Source organism: Leucobacter rhizosphaerae, from assembly GCF_022919175.1.
GTDB lineage: Bacteria > Actinomycetota > Actinomycetes > Actinomycetales > Microbacteriaceae > Leucobacter > Leucobacter rhizosphaerae.
Window position 1 is genome coordinate 2000031 of record NZ_CP095043.1, and the last position, 23554, is coordinate 2023584.

General features: G+C 68.5%; 25 protein-coding genes. 8 read left to right on the forward strand and 17 right to left on the reverse strand.

The genetic code is table 11. The annotated features are described in order from the left end of the window. Nucleotides 1-157: 157 nt before the first annotated feature. A complete protein-coding gene (locus tag MUN76_RS09195; protein ID WP_244684132.1) occupies nucleotides 158-799 on the forward strand; it encodes a TetR/AcrR family transcriptional regulator in 642 nt (213 codons plus the stop codon). On the opposite strand, the gene MUN76_RS09200 is transcribed toward MUN76_RS09195, so the two are convergent. From MUN76_RS09200 to MUN76_RS09250, 11 genes are all read right to left on the reverse strand, one after another. Next, nucleotides 792-2033, reverse strand: coding sequence for an MFS transporter (locus MUN76_RS09200; protein ID WP_256451821.1), 1242 nt, complete (start codon nucleotides 2031-2033; stop codon nucleotides 792-794). The two genes, MUN76_RS09195 and MUN76_RS09200, sit on opposite strands and share 8 nt — an antisense overlap. 4 nt (nucleotides 2034-2037) lie before the next feature. Next, nucleotides 2038-2997, reverse strand: coding sequence for an aldo/keto reductase (locus tag MUN76_RS09205; RefSeq protein WP_244684135.1), 960 nt, complete (start codon nucleotides 2995-2997; stop codon nucleotides 2038-2040). 23 nt (nucleotides 2998-3020) lie between these two features. Continuing rightward, nucleotides 3021-4550, reverse strand: coding sequence for a sugar ABC transporter ATP-binding protein (locus MUN76_RS09210; RefSeq protein ID WP_244684137.1), 1530 nt, complete (start codon nucleotides 4548-4550; stop codon nucleotides 3021-3023). Between the two features lie 24 nt (nucleotides 4551-4574). Next, nucleotides 4575-5552 (reverse strand): ABC transporter permease, encoded by a 978-nt coding sequence (locus tag MUN76_RS09215; protein WP_244684138.1) that lies wholly within the window; start codon nucleotides 5550-5552, stop codon nucleotides 4575-4577. A gap of 112 nt (nucleotides 5553-5664) precedes the next feature. Continuing rightward, complete coding sequence (locus tag MUN76_RS09220; RefSeq protein ID WP_244684140.1) at nucleotides 5665-6912, reverse strand: sugar ABC transporter substrate-binding protein; 1248 nt, start codon at nucleotides 6910-6912, stop codon at nucleotides 5665-5667. A 147-nt stretch (nucleotides 6913-7059) separates the two neighbouring features. After that, complete coding sequence (locus tag MUN76_RS09225; RefSeq protein WP_244684142.1) at nucleotides 7060-7950, reverse strand: sugar phosphate isomerase/epimerase family protein; 891 nt, start codon at nucleotides 7948-7950, stop codon at nucleotides 7060-7062. 11 nt (nucleotides 7951-7961) lie between these two features. Next, the gene (locus MUN76_RS09230; protein WP_244684144.1) at nucleotides 7962-8387 is read right to left on the reverse strand and encodes a cupin domain-containing protein; all 426 of its coding nucleotides are present in this window, start codon (nucleotides 8385-8387) and stop codon (nucleotides 7962-7964) included. A gap of 20 nt (nucleotides 8388-8407) precedes the next feature. Further along, nucleotides 8408-9214 (reverse strand): SDR family NAD(P)-dependent oxidoreductase, encoded by an 807-nt coding sequence (locus tag MUN76_RS09235; protein WP_244684146.1) that lies wholly within the window; start codon nucleotides 9212-9214, stop codon nucleotides 8408-8410. A 72-nt stretch (nucleotides 9215-9286) separates the two neighbouring features. Continuing rightward, nucleotides 9287-10075: an SDR family NAD(P)-dependent oxidoreductase gene (locus MUN76_RS09240; RefSeq protein ID WP_244684148.1), complete on the reverse strand. Its 789-nt coding sequence runs from the start codon at nucleotides 10073-10075 to the stop codon at nucleotides 9287-9289. Nucleotides 10076-10371: 296 nt separating this feature from the next. Beyond that, a complete protein-coding gene (locus MUN76_RS09245) occupies nucleotides 10372-11427 on the reverse strand; it encodes a zinc-dependent alcohol dehydrogenase (protein WP_244684149.1) in 1056 nt (351 codons plus the stop codon). Nucleotides 11428-11438: 11 nt separating this feature from the next. Further along, the gene (locus MUN76_RS09250) at nucleotides 11439-12818 is read right to left on the reverse strand and encodes a M24 family metallopeptidase (RefSeq protein ID WP_244684150.1); all 1380 of its coding nucleotides are present in this window, start codon (nucleotides 12816-12818) and stop codon (nucleotides 11439-11441) included. A 47-nt stretch (nucleotides 12819-12865) separates the two neighbouring features. Between MUN76_RS09250 and MUN76_RS09255 the strand changes: the two genes are divergently transcribed. Next, nucleotides 12866-13828: an NAD(P)-dependent oxidoreductase gene (locus MUN76_RS09255; RefSeq protein WP_256451783.1), complete on the forward strand. Its 963-nt coding sequence runs from the start codon at nucleotides 12866-12868 to the stop codon at nucleotides 13826-13828. A gap of 55 nt (nucleotides 13829-13883) precedes the next feature. Here MUN76_RS09255 and MUN76_RS09260 read toward each other — a convergent pair whose 3' ends face one another. Continuing rightward, nucleotides 13884-14993: a ketopantoate reductase family protein gene (locus MUN76_RS09260; RefSeq protein ID WP_244684152.1), complete on the reverse strand. Its 1110-nt coding sequence runs from the start codon at nucleotides 14991-14993 to the stop codon at nucleotides 13884-13886. A gap of 78 nt (nucleotides 14994-15071) precedes the next feature. On the opposite strand from MUN76_RS09260, the gene MUN76_RS09265 reads away from it, so the two are divergent. Genes MUN76_RS09265 through dcd form a run of 5 tightly spaced genes read left to right on the forward strand, consistent with a single transcriptional unit; the run spans nucleotide 15072 to nucleotide 18944 of the window. Next, on the forward strand, nucleotides 15072-16163 hold the full coding sequence (locus MUN76_RS09265) for a ketopantoate reductase family protein (RefSeq protein ID WP_244684153.1): 1092 nt from the start codon (nucleotides 15072-15074) through the stop codon (nucleotides 16161-16163). Further along, a complete protein-coding gene (locus MUN76_RS09270; RefSeq protein WP_244684154.1) occupies nucleotides 16160-16486 on the forward strand; it encodes a Dabb family protein in 327 nt (108 codons plus the stop codon). Before MUN76_RS09265 ends, MUN76_RS09270 begins: the two co-directional genes overlap by 4 nt. Then, nucleotides 16483-17520 (forward strand): ketopantoate reductase family protein, encoded by a 1038-nt coding sequence (locus MUN76_RS09275; protein WP_244684155.1) that lies wholly within the window; start codon nucleotides 16483-16485, stop codon nucleotides 17518-17520. Before MUN76_RS09270 ends, MUN76_RS09275 begins: the two co-directional genes overlap by 4 nt. A 59-nt stretch (nucleotides 17521-17579) precedes the next feature. Further along, the gene (locus MUN76_RS09280) at nucleotides 17580-18290 is read left to right on the forward strand and encodes a helix-turn-helix domain-containing protein (RefSeq protein ID WP_244684156.1); all 711 of its coding nucleotides are present in this window, start codon (nucleotides 17580-17582) and stop codon (nucleotides 18288-18290) included. Between the two features lie 51 nt (nucleotides 18291-18341). Then, the gene (gene dcd / locus MUN76_RS09285) at nucleotides 18342-18944 is read left to right on the forward strand and encodes a dCTP deaminase (protein ID WP_244684157.1); all 603 of its coding nucleotides are present in this window, start codon (nucleotides 18342-18344) and stop codon (nucleotides 18942-18944) included. A gap of 3 nt (nucleotides 18945-18947) precedes the next feature. On the opposite strand, the gene MUN76_RS09290 is transcribed toward dcd, so the two are convergent. The 5 genes from MUN76_RS09290 to rpmB form a co-directional block, all read right to left on the reverse strand. After that, nucleotides 18948-20948, reverse strand: a complete 2001-nt coding sequence (locus MUN76_RS09290; protein ID WP_244684158.1) for a bifunctional copper resistance protein CopD/cytochrome c oxidase assembly protein — start codon at nucleotides 20946-20948, stop codon at nucleotides 18948-18950. Between the two features lie 310 nt (nucleotides 20949-21258). Beyond that, the gene (locus MUN76_RS09295) at nucleotides 21259-21537 is read right to left on the reverse strand and encodes an HU family DNA-binding protein (RefSeq protein ID WP_244684159.1); all 279 of its coding nucleotides are present in this window, start codon (nucleotides 21535-21537) and stop codon (nucleotides 21259-21261) included. Between the two features lie 253 nt (nucleotides 21538-21790). After that, nucleotides 21791-22096: a 30S ribosomal protein S14 gene (gene rpsN / locus MUN76_RS09300; RefSeq protein WP_024356208.1), complete on the reverse strand. Its 306-nt coding sequence runs from the start codon at nucleotides 22094-22096 to the stop codon at nucleotides 21791-21793. Between the two features lie 2 nt (nucleotides 22097-22098). Then, nucleotides 22099-22266 carry a 50S ribosomal protein L33 gene (gene rpmG / locus MUN76_RS09305; RefSeq protein ID WP_017884003.1) on the reverse strand — a complete coding sequence of 56 codons (168 nt, stop codon included), beginning with the start codon at nucleotides 22264-22266 and terminating at the stop codon, nucleotides 22099-22101. After that, nucleotides 22266-22502: a 50S ribosomal protein L28 gene (gene rpmB, locus MUN76_RS09310; protein ID WP_024356209.1), complete on the reverse strand. Its 237-nt coding sequence runs from the start codon at nucleotides 22500-22502 to the stop codon at nucleotides 22266-22268. The genes rpmG and rpmB overlap by 1 nt, the downstream gene beginning before the upstream one ends. A 218-nt stretch (nucleotides 22503-22720) precedes the next feature. Here rpmB and MUN76_RS09315 point away from each other — a divergent pair, with 218 nt between their 5' ends. Next, nucleotides 22721-23515 carry an SGNH/GDSL hydrolase family protein gene (locus MUN76_RS09315; RefSeq protein ID WP_244684160.1) on the forward strand — a complete coding sequence of 265 codons (795 nt, stop codon included), beginning with the start codon at nucleotides 22721-22723 and terminating at the stop codon, nucleotides 23513-23515. The last annotated feature ends 39 nt before the right edge of the window (nucleotides 23516-23554 follow it).

Below are 23554 nucleotides of genomic sequence, written 5' to 3' on the forward strand. Positions count from 1 at the left end.
GATCGGCACCTCACGCGCCCGGCCAATCTTCGTTTACTGCGACTCTACGGTATCGAAAATCCCGGGGTGATCAGGGGCTTTACCGGTGCATGACCGGCCAACCGGTCGGGAGTGTCCGCCACCCCGTAGAATCGGGGCAACCCGAGTGAGGATTCCGATGCCACGTCGCGACCACGACCTTACGCCCGGCGGCCAGCAGCGTCGCGCGGCCATCATCGACGCGGCCGCGCAGCTGTTCACCGAGCTCGGGTACCACAGCACCTCGACGGCGCTCATCGCCGATCGGGTCGGCTGCGCCAAGGCGACGGTCTACCATTACTTCCGCAAGAAGCCGGAGATCCTCTTCGAGATCCACGACCAGTGGATCGAGGAGCTGCTCGGCCGTGTGTCGGCGACCCCGGCAGACGCGAGCCTCGCCGAGTTCCTCCACCAGGTGTTCCGCGACATCCTGCACCTCATGGAGACGAAGTCGGATCACGTGCGCGTGTTCTTCGAGTACTACCACGAGCTGCCGGACGACCTCCGGGCGGTTGCGACATCGAAGCGGGATACCTACGAGCGGATGATCGAGTCGCGCATTCGCTCGGGGATCGATGCGGGGATCCTGCGCCCGCAGCATCCCCGCATCGCCGCCTTCGCACTGTTCGGGATGTGCAACTGGAGCTACCAGTGGTATCGGCCCGGCCATGAACTCACGGATCGGGAGGTCGCGGACGAGCTCTTCGAGATCTACTACGCGGGGGTGCGTGCCGGGTCGCTCGATCCGTCCCCGTCTCCGAGCAGCGCCGGTCTCACCTGATCGGTGAGCGCACCGCGCGCGTGCGCGCGCCTCGGTCTTGCAGCACCCGCAGCATCTGCAGGGCGGTCGCCCCGCCGATGCAGGCGACGGCGAGCACCCCGACTGCCGCCGGGCCGGCGAGCGCGAGCCCGGCCCCGCCGACCACGGCGCCGAGAAAACTGCCGAGGTTGATCGTTCCGGGCGCGAGTGAGGCCGCGAGTCGCGACTCCCCGCCCGCCGTGCGGACGTACAGGACCTGGGCGCCCGGGGTCAGCAAGCCCAGACTCAACCCGATCGCGCACACGCCGAACCCGATCGTCGCGCCCGACGCCGCCGGGATCAGGACCGCCGCGGCCCCGACGATGCCGATCGCGCCGCTCAGCAGCACCGTCGCCTCCGCGGAGCGATCAGCGCTCCAGCCGCCCCCGACATTGCCGAGATTCATCCCGATCCCGAACAGCAGCATGAGCACCGAGATCGGCACGGGCCCGTCGATGCCCTGGGCGCGATCCGCCAGGGGCGCCACGAAGGTCGTCACCGCGAAGCAGCCGCTCGCGATGACGGTCACGACGGCCGCGAGCACCCAGATCCGACGACCCCCGGGCCCACCCCGACCGGCCGACGGCGAGCCGGACCGCGGATGCGCCTCGGGCGGCCTGAGACACCAGAGCGCCCCGACGGGGGCCGCGAAGAGCACGGCGCATGCAACCAGCACGGTGCGCCAATTCCCCCCGGAACCCAGCGCCGTGAGCACCGGCACGCCGAGCAGATTCGCGATCGAGAGCCCGCCGACGACGATGGCCGCACCACGGCCCTGGTGCGTGGTCCCGAGCAGTCGCCCCACCAGCGACGACGCGATCCCGACGTACGATGCGTGCGTCAGTGCGGCCGCGAATCGCAGGAGAATCGCCACCGTCAGATTCGGGCTCATCGCGGTGAGCGCGGTCCCGACCAGCATCGCCGCCCCGCAGACGAGCAGAATCCGCCGCTCCGAGAGGCGTCGCAGGAGGAGCGGGGTTACCACCATCCCGACCACCACACCGAGCGCGTAGCCCCAAACCAGCCCTCCGGTGAGTGCGAGCGCCGCGTCCGGTGCCGTCGCGACCAGCTCGGGCTCGAGGTCCGCGGCGATCTGCGGCAGCAGTCCCATCACCACGAATTCGCTCACGCCGATCCCGAAGGATCCGACGACGAGTGCGGCGATGATCAGGACCTGCCGCCCTCGGCCCCAGACGGGATCGTGCTGCCCGGTCAGGGCGTCACGTCGTTTCTCCGTCGCCCCAGTCCCACACGTTGTTCTCCGGCAGACCGACGTCCCACTGCTGGGCCTCCGTCGGCAGGCGGGACTGGAGCAGCGCAGCGAGCAACTCCTCGTCGATCGGAGTGGTCAGCGCCGCCGTCGCGGCCGTGAGGTGCTCGATGTTCGTGGAACCGATCACGGTGGTGTCGCACTGCACCCGCTGCAGAGCGTACTGATTCGCGACGAAGGCGATGTCCACACCGTGCTCCGCGGCCGTCCGCGCCATCGCCTGCGCCGCGCGGAGCGAGGCGTCGGAGGCGATGTTGTGCCCGTCCATGCGCAGCACCCCGGGGGTCAGGATCCCGAGCGAGACCGCCGCCGCGTTCATCAGTCCCGTGCCGCGCTCCCGCGCGATGGGCGCGAGCTCCTCCGACAGCGAGTTGTCGAGCAGCGTGCCGTGGGAGTAGTTCAGCACGACGTCGACGTCGGTCTCCAGCAGCACCCGCCGGGTCGTCGGGAGGGCGTAGCCGGTCATGCCGATGAACCGGCACTTCCCCTCGTCGCGCAGTCGCACGAGCTCGGCGTAGGCGTCCTCGAGCACCGGGCCGAGCGGCACGAAGTCGATGTCGTGCAGCTGGAAGAGGTCGACGTGATCCCGCCCGAGCCGAGCCAGGCTCGCCTCGAGGCTGGCCCGGATCCCATCGGGCGAGAAATCGAACTCGTCCCAGCCCAGGCGCCCGCCCTTGGTCGCGATCAGCACATCGTCCGGCAGGTCGCCGATGATGCGCCCGAGGCGGTCCTCGGCGTCGCCGTAGTACGACGACGTGTCGATGAGGTTCATGCCGAGGTCGACTGCGGCAAAGGCCGCGGCGCGCGCCTGCTCGAAGGGCACCGGCCCGAACAGCTGCCCGAGGGGGGCCGTGCCGAACGAGAGCGCCGAGACCTCGACGCCGGTCGTTCCCAGTGGGCGATATTCCATCTCGACTCCTTCGTCGGTGCGGATCAGACCATGTCGGCGACGAGATCCACCTCGGTGGGCGGCGTCTCGGACGCGACGTCGTATTCCGACCGGATCCTGCCGTCCTTCATGACGAGGATCCGATCGCTCATGGTGATGAGTTCGGGGAGATCGTCGCTGATCAGGATCACGGAGATGCCTTGCGCGGTGATCTCGTCGAGGATCGCGTAGATCTCACCCTTCGCGCCGACGTCGACACCGTTGGTCGGGTTGTCGAGCACGAGGATCTTGGACTCGAGCGTGAGCCAGCGGGCGAGGATGACCTTCTGCTGGTTGCCGCCGCTCAGATTGCGGATCAGGGTGCCCGGTCCGGGCGTCTTGATGCTCAGCTGCTCGATCGCCGCGACCGTCTCCCGCCGCTCGCGCTTGCCGTCGATGACGGGCGACGACGCGATCGCCGCGCCCACGTAGGGCAGGGACAGGTTCTGCGCGACCGTCATGCCGAGCACGAGACCCTCGCGGTGCCGCTCCGTGGGCACGTACCCCACCGACTCGCGGATCCCGAATCGCGGCCCCGTGTGCCGCGGTGCCGCACCGCGCACCTTGATGGTGCCGCGGCACCCCTCCCCGAGTTCGAAGACCGCCCGCCCCAGATGGGACTTGCCGGACCCGACCACCCCGGCGATGCCGACGATCTCCCCCGGCGCAACCCGGAGGTCGACGTCGCTGAAGCTGTCGCTCGAGAAGCCCTCGAGCTCGAGGACCGGCTCCACCGTCGCGCGGAGTTCGTCCGTGACGGTGCGCTTGCGGCTGTGCATGGCGATGCTCCGCCCGACCATCATCGAGTGGATCTCGCTCTCGCTGAGCTCCCGCGGCCGGTCGTTCTCCGCAACCTTCTCGCCGTCCTTGAGCACGACCAGGCGGTCGCAGAGCGCGACGATCTCCTCCAGACGGTGGGACACGAAGACCTGCGCCGCCTGATCCTTGATGCGGTTCACGAAGTCGAAGAAGAAGTCGATCTGCCCGCGCGTGAGCGCGCTCGTGGGCTCGTCGAGGAGGATCACCGGGTGGGTGATGCCGAGGAGCCGGGCCTGCGCCAGACACCTCACGATCTCCACGACCTGCCGCTCGGCGAAGCTCAGCCTGCTGAGCTGCGCGCTCGGTTCGAGGGTGACCCCGAGGTCGTCGAAGATCTCCTGCGTGCGACGCTCCATCGCGCGTTTGCTCAGCACGCCGAAGCGGGTGAACTCGGTCTCCTGCGCCAGATAGATGTTCTCCGCCACCGTCACGTTCGGCACGAGCGCCTGGTGCTGGTAGACCCGGAACACCCCGTGGCGCGTGGCCTGGTGGTACGTGGAGAACTTCACGGCTTCGCCGTTGAGCTCGAGGGTGCCCTCGTCCGCAGCGAGGGTGCCGCTCAGCATCGAGAGCAGGGTCGACTTGCCCGCCCCGTTCTCACCGACGAGCCCGAGCACCTCGCCGACCCGGACCTCGAGATCGACCGCCTTGTTCGCGTGCACCGGTCCGAATCGCTTGTCGAGCCCGCGCGCCACCAGAATGGGTGTCTCGTTCATGACTGCCTCTCCGCCTCTCGGGAGCTACTTGATCACGGTGAGCTTGGCCCGGTCGAGCGTCAGCGCGACCGCGGCGACGACGACGAGACCCTGGATGATCGCCTGCATGTACGGCTGCACCCCCATGGAGTTCAGGCCGACGCTGAGGATCGTGATGACGAGCACACCGAGGACGGTGCGCTGCACGCCGCCCACACCACCGGTGATCGCGGTGCCGCCCATCACGACGGCGGCGATGGCGTCCAGCGTCAGGCGATCGCCCATGCCCGGCGTCGCGGCGCCGATGCGGGAGGTCAGCAGGATGCCCGCGATCGCCGCGCACAATCCGGCGATCGTCAGTGCCCAGAGCTTCACGCGACGGTTCGGGATACCCGCGAGGGAGCTCACGGCCTCCGCACCACCGATCGCGAAGGCGTAACGGCCGAACCGGGTCTTCATGCCGATGAAGGAGAAGATCAACCAGACCACCAGCGCCCAGATCACGAGCGTCGGGATCCCGAGCAGCAGCTGCGACTGGGAGATCCAGCGCAGACCGCCATCGGAGACCTGCACGGGGCGTCCGTTCACCAGCCACGTGCCGATGCCACCGACCACCATCGACATGCCGAGCGTCACGAGGAAGCTCGGGACTTTGCCGTACGCGAAGATGAGTCCGTTGATCAACCCGACGACGAGGCCCACCGCCAGCGCGGCGATGACCGCGACGAACGCGTTCGTCTCCTTGGTCACGGAGGCCGCGACGAGCCCGGCCAGGGAGACGGTGGCGCCGACCGACAGGTCGATGCTGCCCTGGATGATGACGAGGGTCATGCCGACGGCGACGACCAGCAGCACGGACGACTCACGAAGGATCGTCACGAAGGTGCTGGCCTGCAGGAAGTTGGGGCTCAGGATGGAGAAGAGCACGAGCAGGAAGACGATGGCGACCAGCGGGAGCCCGACCGATTTGATCGTTTCCTTCCGCTCCGCTCGTCCGATGTTGATGGATTGAGTGAGTGTCATGGGAGTGCGGTCCCTTCAGCTGGGCTGGTGCGCGATATGGAGTGGCTGTGGTGGCCGACCGATCTCGAGGGATCGATGGGCCACCACAGCGGGAGTGTTCGTCCGCTCGGGACTAGTCGCGGCGGAGGAGCTTCCAGTGCTCATCCCACTCGGCGTTGGTCGCGTCGAGCTCGGGGAGCGCTGCGGAGTACTCCTCAGGCAGCTCGTATCCCGCGGGCTGCGGCTCCCAGGACCACATCTCCTCCATGTTGAGGACCTCGACCTTGTTCTGCGGATCCCAGTCGTCGGGGTAGGCCACGCGGCTCATCTTCACCCAGTCGTACGGGTCGTTGTCGCCGACGTAGGTGTCCAGGTACTCGTCGACGTTGTCGGCCGTGACGAAGATGCCGCCCGACCAGAGCTGGCGGTTCAGCGGAGCCGGGGTCTCACCGCTCATGCAGGCGTCCAGCGCCTGGACGAACGAGAAGCCTGCGGACCACTGGGGCAGCGAGGAGTACGCGCCATAGATGTCGCCCGCCTGGATCAGCTCCATCGTGCCCTCGTTGCCGTCCATGCCGGTGATCGGGACGTCCTCGATGCCCGCCTCGGTGAGCGCGTTCAGTGCGCCGATGGCGACGTCGTCGTTCTGCCCGAAGACCCCGTCGATGTCCTTGCCGCTGCGCGAGATGATGCCGGCCATCGCGTTGCGCGAGTCGTCGCGGTTCCACTCGCCGGGCTGCCGGTCCACGAGGGTGATGTCCGGGTACTCCTTCAGCGCGTCATCGACGGCGAGCGTGCGCTGCGTGTCGGGAGTGGATCCGGGGTGGCCCGTGAGGTGCACGAAGTTGCCCTCGCCGCCCATCTCGTCGAACAGCGAGACGACGGTATCGTACGCCGCCTGGTACGAGTGGTTGGAGTGGTAGGTCACGTACTGGTCGCCGAAGTCGAAGGGCGACTCCCACGGCACGGACTCCCAGGTGTTCGCGAAGCACACGTCGTTCTCGTTCGCGATGCGCGCCATCTCGCCGACGCTCGACGGGTCGGGTGCGGTGACGAAGATGATCTTCACCCCGGCGTCGACCTGCTGCTGGAACTGAGAGATCTGCGTCGCCGGGTCGCCCTCGTTCGTCATCGCGACGTACTCGCCGTTGAACGCCTCGACCGCGCGCTGCGCGCCCTGATCCCAGCTGGAGTAGTAGTCGTTGTTGAGGCTGGTGAAGAGCGAGGCGACGGTCTGTCCCTTGAGGTCGACGGACTCCGGTAGATCCGATGCCGCTCCGCCGCCGTCCGATGACGCCGTTCCACTGCACGCGGTCAAGACGAGCGCGCCCGCGGCCAGGAGGCCCGCGGTCGCCGTCAGGCGAGAATAGTTGTTACGCATGTATCCACTTCCTTGTGTAGGTAACGAGGCCTGTTCAGTATCGCGCAAGCCTGTTCAGTAATAATACACACTTCGGGTATTTGACGAGAGTTCTTTCGTAACAGCTCGGTAAACTTTGCGAAATGTGTGCCTGGAATTAACGAGTGTCTAGTGCCTTGCGACGCCACCCAGCCCGGCTGAGATCTCCCGTCGCGACGCGGCTGCCGAGCGCTCCAGCGCGTCGTCGAGCGACATGCCCCGCAGTTCCTCCGAGATGATCTCGACGCCCCAGGGCCCGCGGAACCCGAGGGCCGCCACTGCGCGCACGAACTCCGCGACGTGCGCGTCGCCCTCGCCCGGCAGCCGCCGATTGTCCACGGTGTCCGCCCAGAGGGACCCGACGGGCTCTCGGGCGCAGTCGTTGATCTCGACGACCGCCGCGAACTCGGGGGGCACGATCTCGGGAATGCGGGCGTAGGGCGTGCCCGACCGGTAGACGTGCCAGGTGTCGATCGTCAGACCGGCGGCGGGATGATCCACCTCTTCCATCAGGCGCACCCCGTCCTCCAGCGTCGCGACGTTGATCGAGAACGGCATGGGCTCGAGCGCCAGCCGCACCCCCGCATCGGCCGCGCGCTCGCTCAGCTCCCGGAGTTCGCGCACGAACACCGCTCTCGGCGGCGCCGGATCCTGCAGGCACGACATCACCTTGATGCGCTGGGCTCCCAGCACCCTCGCCGCCTCGAAGAGGTCGTCGCGTAGACGGTCGGCGCGTTCGCGCTCCTCGCCCTCGGTCCACCACCGGTCGAGAATCTCGACCTCCCGATAGCGCAGGCCCGCCTCATCGATGACCGTGCGCAGCGCGGAGAGCCCGATGGTCTCGGAAACCCGCGCGAGGTCGGCGTGGACCAGTCCGATGCCGTTCCAGCCGGCGCGGGCGAGCCCCTCGACGCGGTCCACGATGTCGAACGGGCTCACTTCGTCGCCGCGCTGCGGCGCCGCGTCGCCCGCGCTCGTCCAGCACGTCGCGAGCAGGTCGAGGTCGTTCTGAGTGTTCATGCGGTGCGCGCTCAATCCCAGTAGTGGGTCGACACGAAATGCGGCTCGCGCCCGTCGGTCGGATGCGCCGTGTATCCGACCTTGTCCTCGGGCATGTAGCTCACCGCGAAGGCGATCGCGCGGATGTCCGATCCCTGGTCCGCGCTGATCGAGTGGATGAGATTCGGGCGGATCCGCACGAGTTCACCCGGACCGAGCAGGTCGCTCTCCCCGTCGACGGTCATGGTGCCCTGGCCGTCGAGGATGTAGTAGAACTCGTCGGAATCGTGGGAGTGCGGTTCGAGCGATCCACCCTCGGCGAGCGTGAACTCGTCGATGAACTCGAGATATCCACCCTGCGTGTCGTTGCGCAGCTCCTCCATCTTGTAGAAGAACAGGCTCTGGATCGTTCCCCCGTGCTCGGAGATGAGCTCGGTGTCGCGTCGTCGAATGTCCATGGTGCGTCTCCTCCCGACTCTTAGAACAGTGCTCGAATGCTGCCGCCGTCGACGCCGAGCGTCGCGCCGGTCGTGAAGCCCGATACTTCCGACGCGAGGAACGCGACGGCGGCGCCGACCTCCTCTGGGGTGCCCATGCGCGCCATCGGGATCCCGCGGTCCTCAATCAGCGCGTCGAGCGCCGCGGTCCCCTCCGTGCCGTAGGCGTCCTCGACCGTCTTCTGCCAGCCGTACGTCTCGTCCGACCAGAAGGGCGTGTAGATCGGCCCCGGCGCGACGCAGTTCACGCGGATCGTCGGGGCGTAGAGGCGAGCGAGCGACTTGGCCACCGAAGCGACGGCGGCCTTGGAGGCGGCGTAATCGGTGATGGAGTCCTCGGGTTGCCGCGACAGGTCCGAGGTGACCGACACGACGGATCCGCCACCGACCTCCTGCATCTCCGGCAGGAACGCCTTGCAGATCCGGACCATCGCGAAGAGGTTGAGCTCGAGGGTCCGGTGGAACTGCTCATCGCTGGTCTCGTCGAGCGTGCGCAGCGTCCCGGTGCCGACGTTGTTGATGATGACGTCGGGAGCCGATCCGAAGATCGCGACCCCGTCCGCGACCACCTGGTCGACGCCGGCCTGGGTCGAGAGGTCTGCGACGATGAACGCCGACTCGACGCCCTGCCCGGCGAGGTCCTGTCGCTGTCGCTCCAGGCCGGCGGCGTTGATGTCGACCGAGATCGGCAGTGCGCCCTCTGCGGCGAACGTGCGCACGATCGCGTCGCCGATCCCGGAGGCACCGCCGGTGACCAGGACGCGCTTGCCGGTGAGTTTGAGATCCATCGTTCGTTCTCCTTCGAAACACGTGGTTGCATCTGAGGTGGGGGGCGGATCGGCGCCCGGTGCCGAGTCGGCCTAGGTCATCACCACGCCGCCGTTGACGTCGAGCGTCGCGCCGGTGATGTAGCTCGCCTGGTCGCTGGCGAGGAAGTAGATCGCGTCCGAGATCACGTGGGGCTCCCCGGCGTACTTCATGGGGATCGTCGACCAGTGGGAGTCCCGCATCTCCTCGAAGCTGATGCCGCGCTCCTCCGCCTCGTCCCGCAGGTGCTTCTGGTGCATCTCGGTGTTCGTGTTGCCGGGAGCGACGCCGTTGACGCGGATGTGATCCTCGGCGAGTTCGTTCGCCAGGACCTGGATGAGGCTGATGACGCCGGCCTTGGAGGTGCAGTACGCCGCGTACAGCCCGTGCGCTTCACGCCCCCAGTACGAGGCGACCATGACGATCGATCCCGTGCCGTCGGTGGGAATGATGGGGAGGAAGAACTTCGCGAGGATGAACGGCCCCTTGAGGTTGACCGCGTGCACCCGCTCGAACTCCTCGACGGAGAGCCGGGTCACGGGTACGCCCTCGGCCTGCAGCACCCCCGCGACGATCGCGAGCGTGGTGAGCTGACCGCTCCACGCCGTCACAGCCGCGACGGCGGCCTGCACCGACTCGACCGACGACTGATCCAGCTCCAGCGGCAGCAGGTCGGCCTCAGGGAACTCCGCGCGGAGCTCCTCCGCGAACGCGTCGACCGCCGACTGGCGGATGTCGGCGAGGGCCACTCGATGGCCCTCGCGCACGAAACGGCGGACGGTCTCACGGCCGATTCCACCGGTGGCGCCGGTCACGAGAACCGAGGGTGCGGTGTTGGTCATGTTGCTCCTTTGCATCAGCGACTCCACCAGTGAACACGTGCGTTCACTGGCATTTAACTCTGTCAATGTATCCGGGTCGTGTCAAGGGCATTTCGACACTGCGCGGTTCGCTGTGCCTCCGCCTCCGAGATCCTTTACGAACGCTGAGATATCCCGCAGCGAAGCGGAGTGCGCGCACCGCAGCGCGCGCTCCGCCGAGCGCGCTGCAGTCACCGTGCGAACTGTGCACTGTGGCTGCTCGCGCGCGAGGGATTCTCGGCGCGACCGGACGAGGGATCGCCCGAACGCGGCGTCGACTACACCCGCGGATCGAACAGGACTTTGCCCTCGAGCTGCCCCGTGGCGAGCCGATCCAGCTGAGCGGGGAGCTCCTCCAGACTCCGCACGGAGTCGAGCATCTCACCGGCGAGTCCGGTCGACGCCAGGATGCTGAGCGCATCGGGCATGTCGTCCGCGCACACGTGCGCGAGGGTGGTCCGGATCGTGATCTCGCGGAAGACGAGCTGGTGGATGTCGACCTCCTGCAGACCCGTCGGCAGACCGACCTGCAGCACCGTACCCCCGTCGCGGGCGAGCCCGATGGCGCGATTCAGTTGCCCCCGCGCCCCACTCGCCTCGATGACGATGTCGATGCCGCCCTGCAGCTCGGCGATCTCGGACTCGACATCAGCGCCGTCCGCGGCGATGATCCGAGACGCGCCGAGCCTGCGGGCACGATCCAACCGGCTCCCCGCGAAGTCGACGACCGTCACGTCCACGTCGGCCAGATGCTGGAGTCCTGCCAGCACGAACGTCCCGATCGCGCCGGCTCCGATCAGCACGACCCGATCCCCCGAACGCACGCCGGCCCGGCGTGCCGCGTGCAACCCCACGGCGAGCGGCTGCGCGAGTCCCGCGGCGTCGTCACCGAGCGTGTCCGGAATATGCACCAGGGTGTCGGCGGCGACGGCGACGAGCTCCGCCATACCGCCCTCGACATTGAGACCGTGCGTGCGGTACCGCTCGCACAGGTTGGTGCGGCCCTCGACGCATCGAGCGCAGGTGCCGCAGGACACCCCGGCGCCGGAGGCCACGCGGTCGCCGGGCGCGAACCGCGCGTCGTCGCTCTCGAGCACCTCGCCGATGAACTCGTGGCCGAGGATCAGCGGGCCGTGATGCCCGCTGTGCGGGTGGGTCCGATGCACCGGAAAGATGTTGGGTCCCGATTTCCACTCCGACGCGTCGGTCCCGCAGACCCCGCTCCGGGTCACCCGGATCAGCACCTCGCCCGGCCCGGGAGCGGGAGCAGCGACCTGCTCGATCCGCACATCACCTGCGCCGTAGTAGACGGCGGCCTTCATCTGCGTTGCCATGATCCTGCAGCCTATTCCTCGCCCCGGCCCCACACCGTGTTGAGGTGCGACTGCGAGTCGCGCAGCGTCGACAGGTCGAATCCGACCGCGTGGTACTTCGGACCCGCGACGAGCAGTTCTTCGGCCGGGAACTTGGTGATGACCTCGCAGCCGTCCGCGGTCACGACGACCTCCTCCTCGATGCGCGCCGCTCCGATCCCGTCGGCCGACGGCCAGTAGGTCTCGAGGGCGAAGACCATGCCCTCCTTGAGCTCCTCCGGGTGGTCGAACGAGACGAGCCGCGAGAAGATGGGCTTCTCCCAGATCGACAGGCCCACGCCGTGCCCGTACTGCAGCGCGAAGGCCGCCTCCTCGTTCGGGAACCCGAACTCCTCCGCCTTCGGCCAGACCGCGACGATGTCGGCGGTGGTCGCTCCCGGGCGCACGAGCGCGATCGCCCGATCCATGTACTCGCGGGCGCGCTTGTAGGCGTCGTTCTGCGCGCGGCTCGCGGAGCCGACGGCGAAGGTCCGGTAGTAGCAGGTGCGGTACCCCTGATGGCTGTGCAGGATGTCGAAGAACGCGGGATCGCCCGGCCGGATCAACCGGTCGGAGAACACGTGCGGGTGCGGGGAGCACCGTTCGCCCGAGATCGCGTTGACCCCCTCGACGTACTCCGATCCGAGGTCGTAGAGCACTTTGGAGACGAGCCCGACGGTCTCGTTCTCGCGGACACCCGGCTTCAGGAAGCGGTACAGCTCGTCGTATGCGGCGTCGACCATCGACGCGGCCTGGGTGAGGAGCTGGATCTCCTCCTTCATCTTCACGGCGCGCGCGTTCAGGAAGACCTGCTGGCCGTCGACGACCGACACCCCGGCGTTCTGCAGGGCGAACAGGATCGGGAGCTCGACGATGTCGATCCCGAGCGGTTCCCCGAGCAGCCCAACCTTCTCCAGCTCCCGCCGCACCTTGCGTGCGACCTCATCGGCGATGCCCGCATCCGGGTGGAAGGCGCCGCGCAGGGTCGAGATGCCCGCGCGCGCGCCGGACTCCGCCCGCGGCTTCACGGCCCCGTGGTGCGGCTGATGCGGATCGGCGTCCATCTCCGTGGTGGTGGTGTGCAGCCACGGATTGAAGAGGTCGTGGTGCTTGGCAGCGGATCCGAAGTCCCACACGATCGGGTCGCTGTGGCGGGTGACGAGCGCGAACCGGATCGCTTTGTCCATCGCCCACGTGCCGATGTGCGTCGCGGACATGTAGCGGATGTTCGAGAAGTCGAAGGCGAGCAGCGCCCCGAGGTCGGATCGCTCGAGTTCCGCGCGCAGCTTTGCGAGCCGACCCTCACGAAGCACGTCACGGTCGATGCGCTTCTCCCAGTCGACGTCATTCGTCCCGAATGTAGGAATTGCCATGACCCACCGAATCCTTTGCGTTTGTTCACCGTGACGGCATCTTCCGAGTGCGTCTCTGCACTCTCTGTACAGGTAGACTAAACTTATTCGGAACACAACTGCAAGTCTGGAGAGCGAGGAGCATCGTGGCCACACGGATCGGATTCATCGGGCTGGGAACCATGGGATCGGCGATGGCCCTGCGCCTCGCCGCTACCGGGACCGAGCTTCGCGTCTGGAACAGAAGCCCTGGTAAGGCCGAAGAACTCGTCACCGCGGGGGCGATCGAGTGCGGCTCCGTCGCCGAGGTCTTCGAGGGCTCGGACATCGTCCTCTCCATGCTCGCCAACGACGCGGCCGCCGATGCCGCGTTCGACCAGACCGCTCTCGCCCAGGCTTCAGGCAGACTGCACGTCAACATGGCGACCATCAGCCTCGAGATGAGCCGGGAGCTCCAGCGGCGCCACACGGCCGCCGGCGCCGGCTACCTCGCGGCCCCGGTCCTCGGCCGCCCGAACGTCGCGGCCGCCGGGCAGCTGAACATCGTCGCCGCGGGCGAGGCAGCGCTCGTCGATCTCGCCGAGCCGGTGCTCGGCGAACTGGGCAAGCGCGTGTGGCGCGTCGGCGAGGATCCCGCGCAGGCGAACCTCGTGAAGATCGGGGTGAACTACAACCTCATCCACGCACTGCAGGCGCTCGGCGAATCGCTGTCGCTCGTGGAGCACGGCGGAGTCGACTCGCAGACGTTCGTCGACATCCTCACGGACGCCGCGTTCACCGGCTCCGCCTACGTCGGCTACGGCGGGCTCATCGCGCAACGCAACTACCGCCCCGCGGCGTTCCCCGTCGCGCTCGGGCTCAAGGACCTCTCCCTCGCCGAGCAGGCGGCGGCGGAACTCGGCGCCGCGCTGCCGACCGCTCCGGCCATCCGGTCCATGTTCGGGGAGGCCCTCGCCGATCCCGACCTCACCGACGGCGACTGGTCCATCATCGCCGAGGTCATTCGACGCGGGCCCCGGGCCGCGGACTGACCCGAGCTGGGCGCGTCAGCGGGCCCGGCAGAGCCCCTTCCGGGAGCGGCGGCGATCAGGCAAGCGGTCGCCGCCGCTGCTCCGGCCGCTCTGCGGAGCGAGCCGGCACCAGCACCGGCTCCCGGAGCGCCTGCTGCATGAGCGCCACGTTCGCCGGGCTCGCGATGAGCTCACCCCGCTCGACCTTCAGGCCCAACTCCCACACCTTCGCGTTCACGGGCGTATCCATCCCGTACCGGCTCGCGAGCCGCACGACCTCGCCGTGCAGTTCCGAGACCTCGCTGCGCCGGTGCTTCATCCAGTCCTGCAGCACCGTCGCGCGCGAGTCCGGCTGAATGTAGTTGGCGACCAGGTTGTCCAGGATCTCCGCCACGAAGGTGTCGGGGGACGCCGCCGCGTCGCCCTCCATCCCGAAGATGGGCCGGATCCGATACCCGTGCGCCTGAGCGACGGCGACTGCCTCGTTCCCCGCCGCCAGCATGACCTCGCGCATCCCGGGGTGGCGCGCGCAATCCGCGATCGAGAGGTCGAGCACGGCGGAGGTGACGAGCTCGGCCACGTTCAAGATGAGCTTCATCCACTTCGCCGACTGGATGTCGCCGCTCTCCTCCACCACGCCCACATGCCGCAGCAACTCGGCAACGACCGGCACGTGCCGCTCCGCCGAGGGATCGAGCGCACCGACCGCGAACCAGCAGCGGTCATAGGCGGAGTGCCGCTCGGACAGCCCCGGTGTATACATCGCCGACGTCACCTCGATCACCGCGGCGAGCGTGCGGTCCACACCGACCGCCTCGGCGATGACGTCTCCCGTCATCCCGTTCTGGACGCCCACGACCACGGAGTCGCGGTGCAGGAGCGGCGCGATGAGCTCGGCCGCCCACCGCGTGTCGTAGGCCTTCACGAGCAGGAAGACGATGTCGAACGGCTCCCGCATCTCGGCGACCTCGCAGAGGTGGTGGGCGGGGACCCGCGTGGCGCGGACCGTTTCTCCCGACTGCACGCGGATCCCGTGCGCCCGGATCGCCTCGATGTTCGCCGGCCACTGGTCGATGAAGGTCACGTCCACCCCGGCCTCGACGAGGTCGGCCCCGATGATCGACCCGTTCGCCCCGGTTCCCAGCACGGCGACCCGCGGCCCCGCGGCGTGCGCATTCCGACTCATTTCGCTCCCCATTGAACAGTGTTGGTGTATGGTCTTGTTAATCATAGCTGTACAACCGTGCAAGGGGGCCGACCGACGATGACCGAGCTGAAGATCGCTGTACTCGGTGCGGGAGCGAACGGCGCGTCGATCGGGGCCGACCTCGTCCGCGCCGGGCTCGACGTGACCTTCATCGACCAGTGGCCCGCCCACGTCGAGGCGATGCGCGCCCGGGGGCTCACCGTGGAGATGCCGGATCGCACCGAGGTCACCGAGGTCGCGGCGCTGCACCTGTGCCAGGTCGCGGAGCTGCGCGAGCCGTTCGACATCGTGTTCCTCTCGACGAAGACCTACGACACCCGCTGGTCCGTCCAGCTCATCGCACCGCTGCTGCACGAGGGTTCGGTGGTCGTCGGCCTGCAGAACGGCATGACCATCGACGCCGTCGCCGAGATCGTGGGCCCCGAGCGCAGCATCGGTGCGGTGCTCGGGATCGCCGCGAACGTCTTCGAGCCGGGTCACGTCGTGCGGCAGGTCCCGCCGGAGGGCACCTGGTTCACGGTCGGCACGCTCGACGGCACCCGCACGCCGCAGCTCGAAGCCGTCGCGGAGGTCCTCGCCCACGCGGGGACCACGGAGATCTCCGACGACATCCGGTCGTCCAAGTGGATGAAGCTCATCGCCAACATCCCCGAGATGCTCCCCTCCGCGATCCTCGGGGTCCCGCTCCTCACAGCCGTACAAGAACGGGACATGCGCGCGGTGATGGACGCGGCCTCCCGCGAGGCCTACCAACTCGCCATCGAGGCGGGGGTGACCATGCTGCCCATCTTCGGCAAGACCGAGGCCGACGTCCCCGATTCCGAGCAGTACGCCCTCGACCTGCTCGACGCGGTGCTCGAGTCGTTCTCCCTGCCCGACACCCGGGTCGCCGTGCTGCAGGACTGGCAGAAGGGCCGCCGCGCCGAGCTCGACGGGTTCAACGGGTACATCGTCGAGCTGCGGAAGCGGCTGGGCGGCGAGGCCCCCGTGAACGAGGCGATCCTGCGCATCGGGGAGCGGATCGAGCGGGGCGAGCTGGTGCCGAGCCTCGCGAATGCCGAGCTCATGCGCGCCATCATCCGCGAGCCGGTGCGGGTTCCGGCGCGCACCGCGACCCGACCCGCTCTCAAGAGAATGGACCTCCCGTGATCCGCCACATCGTCACCTTCCGCTTCTCCGCCACCGATGCCGAGGGACGCGCCGCCGCCGGTGCGGAGCTGCGCGCTGCTCTCGAACCGCTGGGCGCGGGCATCCCCGGGGTCCGATCCCTCGAGGTCGGACTCGACGACGGCCGCGTCCCTGGGCACTGGGACGCGGCGCTCGTCTCCGTGCACGACTCGGCCGAGGCTCTGGCGGCGTACCAGGTGCATCCTGATCACCTGGCTGCCCTCGGGGTCGTCGCGGCGCTCGTCGAGGCGAAGTCCGTCGTGGACTACCCGATCGGTGACGCGACGGACGAGTCGGCTCGATGAGCAGCCCCCGCATCGCGGTCTTCGGGGCGGGGGCGAACGGCGGCGCGATCGCGGCATCGCTCGCCGACGCCGGCGCCGACGTGGTCGCGATCGACCCGTGGCCCGCGCACGTCGAAGCGATTCGGGATCGTGGGCTCACGGTGGTCGCCGGCGAAGCGGAGCGCACCAGCCCAGTGACCGCCGTGCACCTGTGCCAGCTGGCCGAGACGCGTGAGCCGTTCGACGTCATCGTGCTCGGCGTCAAGGCCTACGACACGCGCTGGGCCTGCCATCTGCTCCTGCCGTACCTCGCCGACGACGGCACGGTCGTCGCGGTGCAGAACGGCGTGACGCTCGACACGGTCGCCGAGGTCTTCGGATCCGACCGGAGCGTCGGTGCGGTGATCGAGGTCGCCGCCAACCTGTTCGAGCCGGGCAGGATCGTGCAGGAGGCCCCCATGTGGCTCGCGCTCGGCGGTGAGAGCGATGCGGCGCAAGGCCGGGCGCGGAACGTCGCGCAGCTCCTCGCTCCCGCGGCGAGCACCGTCGTCGTCGACGACATCCGCTCGGCGAAGTGGATGAAACTCGTGGCGAATGCGTGCGAGCTCGTACCGTCCGCGATCCTCGACCTGCCGCTCGCCGAGGCCATCGCCGAACCGGGGATGCACGCGTTCATGCTGGCCTGCGGGCAGGAGACGCTCGACACGGCGCTCGCCCAGGGGCAGCGGATCGTCCCGATCTTCGGCTCGGACGGCGCCGAGGAGGACCTCACCCGTGATCGGTACGTGGGGCATCTCCTCGACATCGTGCTGAGCGACTATACCTTCCCCAGCACGCTCACCACCGTGCTGCAGGACTGGCGCAAGGGGCGGCGGGCGGAGATCGACGAACTCAACGGAACCGTGGTGACGGCCGCCGGCGGGGCCGCGCGGGCACCGCTGAATCATCGTGTGCACCGCCTCGCACGGAGCATCGAGTCGGGCGCGCAGAGCGCTGACCGCATGAATAGCCGGTTGCTGCTCGCGGAACACCCCGGAAACTCCGGCCCGCTGTAAGCTTTAACTAAACACCGACGTTGCACACGCGACTGTGTCGGTTGACTGAAGGAGAGCCAATGTCAGACTCTATCGGCGCGAGGCTTCGCGAAGCTCGTGAGGGCAAGGGGATGAGCCTCCGTGCACTCGCGTCGTCGATCGGCGTCTCCCCGAGCCTGCTCTCACAGGTCGAGACCGGGAAGACGAAGCCCTCGGTCAGCACTCTGTATTCGCTGGTGTCGCAGCTCGACATCTCAACGGACATGCTGCTGGGCCGGGAGACCCCGGCGCAGGTGCCGGCACCCGCAGCTGCCGCGGTGCCGTCGGTCCCGCAGCAGCTCGCGACGTCCTTCCACTTCCAGGCCTCCGACGACAACCCGACGCTCGAGATGGACAACGGGGTGAAGTGGGAGCGGCTCTCGGTCATCGAGGGCACCGACGTCGAGGCACTGCGCGTCACGTACCAGCCCGGCGCCTCCAGCTCGATCGAGGGCCGCCTCATGCGTCACTTCGGGATCGAGCACGTCTACCTCATCAGCGGGGAGCTGACCCTGCGACTGGACTTCGACGCGCACGTGATCCGCGCGGGGGATTCCATGGTCTTCGATTCGCAGCGCCCGCACCTCTTCGTGAACAGCGCCGACGAGCCGGCGATCGGCGTCTGGTACATCACCGGTCGCGCGGCGGCGGCGCGTCAGGGCTCATCCCCGGACGAGGGATTGGTGCCGCAGGGAGCCGAGGACGAGCCGCTGAACTCCGCCGTCGACGTGCTCCGCTCCTTCCGCAATTGACCGGTCCGATCGCGCCGCGCGCCGGGAACCCCGACCGCTAGAATCGTTGACGTGCTGCTCTCAGACCGCGATATCACCGCCGAACTCGACTCCGGTCGCATCGGGCTCACGCCCAGCGAACCGTCGATGGTGCAACCATCGAGCGTGGACGTGCGGCTCGATCGCGCATTCCGCCTGTTCGACAACCACAAGTACCCCGTCATCGACCCGGCCGAGGAGCAGCCCGAGCTGACCCGGCTCATCGAGGTCGACCCGACGGAGGGCTTCATCCTGCACCCCGGCGAGTTCGTGCTGGGTTCGACGTACGAGAACGTGCGCCTCCCGGACGACATCGCCGCACGCCTCGAGGGGAAGAGTTCGCTCGGCCGGCTGGGTCTGCTGACCCACTCCACGGCGGGCTTCATCGACCCGGGCTTCGAGGGGCACGTCACGCTCGAGCTCTCAAACGTCGCCACCCTCCCGATCCGCCTCTGGCCGGGCATGAAGATCGGGCAGCTGTGCTTCTTCCGGCTGTCATCCCCCGCCGAACGCCCCTACGGATCCGGCGCGACCTTCTCGCGCTACCTCGGGCAGCGCGGACCGACGGCGTCGCGCTCGCACCTGAACTTCCATCGCGCGGACGTGAGTGATCCAGACGACAACACCGAAGCGTAGGCCCTAGCGGCCGCGCGACTGCGCGCGCTGATCCCGCTGCGACTGCGACGCCAGCATCTCGTTGTAGGCGCGCAGCTCGGCGTCTCCCGAGCGATCCTCCGCCCGATCCTTCCGCTTCTGCTCCTTGGAGTCGCTGCGCGACCACTGCACCGCGACGATGAGCGCGAGCGCGAGTGTCGGCAGCTCGCCGATCCCCCACGCGATCCCGCCTCCCGTCGACTGGTCCTCGAGCGGGGTCGCCCCCCACGTGCGCCCCATCGCCCCGAACCAGTCGGCCAGCATGAGCGAGCTCCCCGTCATGATCGTGACGCCGAAGAACGCGTGCGACGCCATAGTGGCGAAGAGGGTGACGAGACGCAGCGGGTAGGGGAACCGGTACGGCACGGGATCGATCCCGATCATCGAGAGGCTGAACAGATACCCGGCGATCAAGAAGTGCACGATCATCCACTGGTGGCCGAGGTGCTCCTCCATCGCCCAGCGGAAGATCGGGGTGAAGTAGAAGACCCAGAGGGATCCCGCGAACACGATCGCCGCGACCGCGGGGTGGGTGACGACCTTCGAGAACGGCGTCTGCACCATCCAGAGGATCCACTCGCGGCCGCCCCAGGAACCGTCGGTGCGCTTCTCCACCGCCCGCAGCGCGAGGGTGATCGGCGCGCCCAGCACCAGGGTGAGCGGGATCAGCATCGTGAGCATCATGTGCCCGAGCATGTGCACGCTGAACAGGTACTGCTCGTAGAGGTTGAAGGGGCCGTTCGTCGTGTAGAACAGCAGCGCGATGCCGAGACACCAGGCGATCGTGCGGCCGACGGGCCAGCGGTCGCCGCGACGCGCGAGCCGAAGCACGGCGGCGAGGTAGAGCCCGACGCCGAAGACGCACACGAGCGACCAGGCGAGATCGAACTTCCACCCCGTGAGATAGCTCATGGGGGTCAGCTCGGGCGGCAGCGGATCGCCGGTGAGCCACTCGGCCGGGGAGATCCCCTCGCCCTGGTCGCGCACGGGCTCGAGGGCGACCGGGGTCGCCGTGCGGCCGAGGGCCCCAGCGACGCCGCTCGCGATGCCCATGACGGCGAGCTCCGCGGTCACGAACCAGGCGAAGATCCGCCCTCCCCGCACCGAGTCGGCGATGCGCGGGATCAGGCGGGTGCGCTGCACGGCCCCGAAGATGCCGAGGGCGACGAGCGCCGCCGTCTTCCACACGACGAGCTGACCGTAGCCGGTGCCGAACAGCGCGTCGATCGATCCGATGCGGAGCCACGCGCTGACGACGCCCGATGCCGCGACGCCCACGAAGGCGAACAGCGCGAGTGTCGAGTACCGGGCGGTGATGACGGCGAGCCGCGAGCGATCGACGACCCGCGCGAGGAAGACCAGGGTGAGGAGGCCGCCGAGCCAGACCGCGGCACCGATGAGATGCACGAGCAGCGAGTTCACGGCCTGCGCGTGCCCTGAGGCGCCGGCCGCGTGGCCCTGCTGGGCGAGGGGCAGCGTCGACGCCATCGCGGCGACCAGCACGATGAGCGTGAGCCGTCGCTCGCGCACCGCGAAGGCGAGCACGGTCGTCACCGCGGCGAGCAGCAGCTCGATGAGCCAGAGCTGCCCGAGCTCGATCTCGGTGACGAACTGGGCGAGACCCGCGCCGAATGCCGAGTCGCCGGAGAACGGCTGGCCCGAGACGTCGACGTAGGTGAAAATGAGGGTCGCTGCGCTGGCGACGGTGAGCACGGCGGCGGATCCCGCGGCGAGATCCATGGCGATGCGGGCCTCGGCCTGCTCGCTCGCGAGCGCCCAGACCGTCATCACGATCGAGCCGATGAGGCCCGCCATCGCGAGGTTCACGAGGGTGCGCGCCACGGGCATGCCGTACCGCACCACCGCACCGGGGTCGAGGAGGGTGCGCTCTGCCGCAGCCCCGCCGATGCTGAGCCCCATCACGAGCGCCGCGAGGGTCACCGCGATCAGGGCGGCGGGGGCGACAACACGCAGAGAACGGGGCACCCCCCAAGCCTACGGCCTCCGCGCTGGGCAAGACGCCGGAGGCGGTCCGCGGCCGACTCACCGACCTGCCGACCTGCCGACCTGCCGGTCGGCGCTCACCGCCCTCGGGCGGATCCCATTTCGATCGATTCTTCGTTCCGGGGTCACTTGTGCGGGGTGCGGCGGGTTCGACACCCCGCACAAGTGACCCCGGAGCGGATTCGGGACCGGGATCCGGGCCGGAATTCAGATTCGGGACCGGGATCCGGGCCGGAAACGACAACACCCCCGGAGCGCCGAGCGCCACCGGGGGTGTTGTGCGGGAAGTCAGTTACTTCACGGCAGCCTTGAGCTTGCTGCCAACGGACACCTTCACGCGCTTGCCAGCGGGGATGTCGATGCTCTCGCCGGTGCGCGGGTTGCGGCCGGTGCGAGCTGCGGTGGTCGCGGTCTCGAAGGAGATCCAGCCCGGGATCGAAACCTTGTCGCCACCGGCGACGGTCTCGGAAACCGCGGCGAACAGGCCATCGATGACGCTGGAAACAGCGGCCTGGCTCTGGCCGGTCTCAGCGGCGATCTTTGCGACGAGCTCAGTCTTGTTGAGTGCCATGTTGTGTCCTTCCAGGGCAGCGACGCATTCGTCCGAGCCCCTGATCTGGTTTCAGGTATCCCACCGGGTTGGAGGGTCCGATCGGTTGATCGGTACGAATCTACCCTACATCGGCGGAATTATGCGGATTGTGGTCGGGATTGCATCGAAGCGTGTCACAAGCCGAAAAACACCTGTGGGTGCGAATCCCGAAGGACCCGCACCCACAGGTGCACTCGGACGCGCTCAGTCGCGCGCGACCACTCCCTACGAACTACCAGCTCGACTTCGTGATGCCGGGCAGCTCGCCGCGGTGCGCCATGTCGCGGAAGCGCACACGGGAGACACCGAACTTCGACAGGACGCCACGGGGGCGGCCGTCAATGACGTCGCGGCTGCGCACGCGCACCGGCGAAGCGTTGCGGGGCAGCTTCTGGAGGCCGACGCGTGCCGCCTCACGGCTCTCGTCGGTCCCGTTGGGATCGATGAGGGCCTTCTTCAGCTCGGCGCGCTTCTCGGCGTACCGATCGACGATGGCCTGGCGCTGCTTGTTCTTCGCAATCATGCTCTTCTTGGCCATGCTTAGCGCTCCTCTCGGAATTCAACGTGCTTGCGAATGACCGGATCGTACTTCTTGAGCACGAGGCGGTCCGGAGTGTTCCGGCGGTTCTTCTTGGTCACGTAGGTGAACCCGGTGCCCGCCGTCGAGCGGAGCTTGATGATCGGACGTACGTCCTTGTCCTTCGCCATTAGAACTTCACCCCACGCTTCTGCAGATCTGCGACCACGGACTCGATGCCGCGGGCGTCGATGACCTTAATGCCCTTAGCCGACAGGGTGAGGGTCACCTTGCGGCCGAGCGAGGGCACGTAGTAGGTCTTCTTCTGGATGTTCGGATCGAACCGACGCTTGGTGCGACGGTGCGAGTGCGAAATGTTGTGACCAAAGCCGGGAACGGCGCCGGTCACCTGGCACACTGCTGCCATGGTGTTTCCTCTCATACCGTGAGACCGGACGGCCTCACCCAAGATTTCTTGTCTGCGGGAACCAGCACCTGCCACCGACCGGGGCCGATTGCGCGGGCAACTGTTCCTGCGGTCTGCGCAATGGGACTTTGCACAGCCAAAGAACGAGCTTAGACCAGGATCGCGCATCGCACAACCCGGGCGTGTCGCCCCGCTCGCCGGTCGCGTACAGTGGAGCCGTGGACCAGGACACCGCGCACGAACGCACGCAGCCGGCGGCGATCCGCTACGTCGCCATCGGCGACAGCTTCACCGAGGGGGTGGGCGACGAGCAGCCCGACGGCTCGGTGCGCGGCTGGGCGGACCTCGTGGCGCAGGGGATCGCCGACGCGACGGGTGAGCCGGTGCAGTACGCGAATCTCGCGATCCGCGGCCGGCTCCTCGCGCGCATCATCTCGGAGCAGCTGCAGCCCGCACTCGACCTCGGCCCGACGGTCGTCACGTTCAACGGCGGCGGCAACGACATGCTGCGCCCGCGCACCGACATCGCCTGGATCGCCGCGGAGACGGCGCTCTCGCTGCAGCGGATCCGCGAGGCCGGGGCGGAGCCGATCCTGCTCTCCGGCGCCAACCCGACCGCGGGCCTCCCGAGCGGCGGGCGGGTCGCCGCCAAGGGGGATGCGCTCGTGGAGACCGCCGGGGCGATCGCCGAGCGGCTCGGGATCCGCTTCGCCGACAACTGGAGCGACCCCGAGCTGGCGGGCCGACAGTACTGGTCGCCGGATCGCCTGCACCTCTCCGCGGTGGGCCACCACCGCGTCGCGACCAACGTGCTGCGCACCCTCGGCCACGCGCACCCCGAGGACTGGATCATCAACGCCGCCCCGCTCCCGCGCCCCACGCGCCGCGAGCAGCTCGCCTACACGCGCGAGCACGTGCTGCCCTGGGTGAAGCGGCGCCTCACGGGCCGCTCCAGCGGCGATGGCCGCACGGCCAAGTTCGCCGAGTTCACCTGGGTGCTGCCGCGCGGCTGAGCCGGAATCATCCTCCGGGATGAGGCACGTCGTACCTGG

Excerpts from the sequence above, each read along its gene's own strand:
- MUN76_RS09195 (WP_244684132.1), top strand. The coding sequence starts at position 158 with ATGCCACGTCGCGACCACGACCTTACGCCCGGCGGCCAGCAGCGTCGC.
- MUN76_RS09205 (WP_244684135.1), bottom strand. The coding sequence starts at position 2,997 with ATGGAATATCGCCCACTGGGAACGACCGGCGTCGAGGTCTCGGCGCTC.
- MUN76_RS09210 (WP_244684137.1), bottom strand. The coding sequence starts at position 4,550 with ATGAACGAGACACCCATTCTGGTGGCGCGCGGGCTCGACAAGCGATTC.
- MUN76_RS09215 (WP_244684138.1), bottom strand. The coding sequence starts at position 5,552 with ATGACACTCACTCAATCCATCAACATCGGACGAGCGGAGCGGAAGGAA.
- MUN76_RS09220 (WP_244684140.1), bottom strand. The coding sequence starts at position 6,912 with ATGCGTAACAACTATTCTCGCCTGACGGCGACCGCGGGCCTCCTGGCC.
- MUN76_RS09225 (WP_244684142.1), bottom strand. The coding sequence starts at position 7,950 with ATGAACACTCAGAACGACCTCGACCTGCTCGCGACGTGCTGGACGAGC.
- MUN76_RS09230 (WP_244684144.1), bottom strand. The coding sequence starts at position 8,387 with ATGGACATTCGACGACGCGACACCGAGCTCATCTCCGAGCACGGGGGA.
- MUN76_RS09235 (WP_244684146.1), bottom strand. The coding sequence starts at position 9,214 with ATGGATCTCAAACTCACCGGCAAGCGCGTCCTGGTCACCGGCGGTGCC.
- MUN76_RS09240 (WP_244684148.1), bottom strand. The coding sequence starts at position 10,075 with ATGACCAACACCGCACCCTCGGTTCTCGTGACCGGCGCCACCGGTGGA.
- MUN76_RS09245 (WP_244684149.1), bottom strand. The coding sequence starts at position 11,427 with ATGGCAACGCAGATGAAGGCCGCCGTCTACTACGGCGCAGGTGATGTG.
- MUN76_RS09250 (WP_244684150.1), bottom strand. The coding sequence starts at position 12,818 with ATGGCAATTCCTACATTCGGGACGAATGACGTCGACTGGGAGAAGCGC.
- MUN76_RS09260 (WP_244684152.1), bottom strand. The coding sequence starts at position 14,993 with ATGAGTCGGAATGCGCACGCCGCGGGGCCGCGGGTCGCCGTGCTGGGA.
- MUN76_RS09265 (WP_244684153.1), top strand. The coding sequence starts at position 15,072 with ATGACCGAGCTGAAGATCGCTGTACTCGGTGCGGGAGCGAACGGCGCG.
- MUN76_RS09275 (WP_244684155.1), top strand. The coding sequence starts at position 16,483 with ATGAGCAGCCCCCGCATCGCGGTCTTCGGGGCGGGGGCGAACGGCGGC.
- MUN76_RS09280 (WP_244684156.1), top strand. The coding sequence starts at position 17,580 with ATGTCAGACTCTATCGGCGCGAGGCTTCGCGAAGCTCGTGAGGGCAAG.
- MUN76_RS09295 (WP_244684159.1), bottom strand. The coding sequence starts at position 21,537 with ATGGCACTCAACAAGACTGAGCTCGTCGCAAAGATCGCCGCTGAGACC.
- rpsN (WP_024356208.1), bottom strand. The coding sequence starts at position 22,096 with ATGGCCAAGAAGAGCATGATTGCGAAGAACAAGCAGCGCCAGGCCATC.
- rpmG (WP_017884003.1), bottom strand. The coding sequence starts at position 22,266 with ATGGCGAAGGACAAGGACGTACGTCCGATCATCAAGCTCCGCTCGACG.
- rpmB (WP_024356209.1), bottom strand. The coding sequence starts at position 22,502 with ATGGCAGCAGTGTGCCAGGTGACCGGCGCCGTTCCCGGCTTTGGTCAC.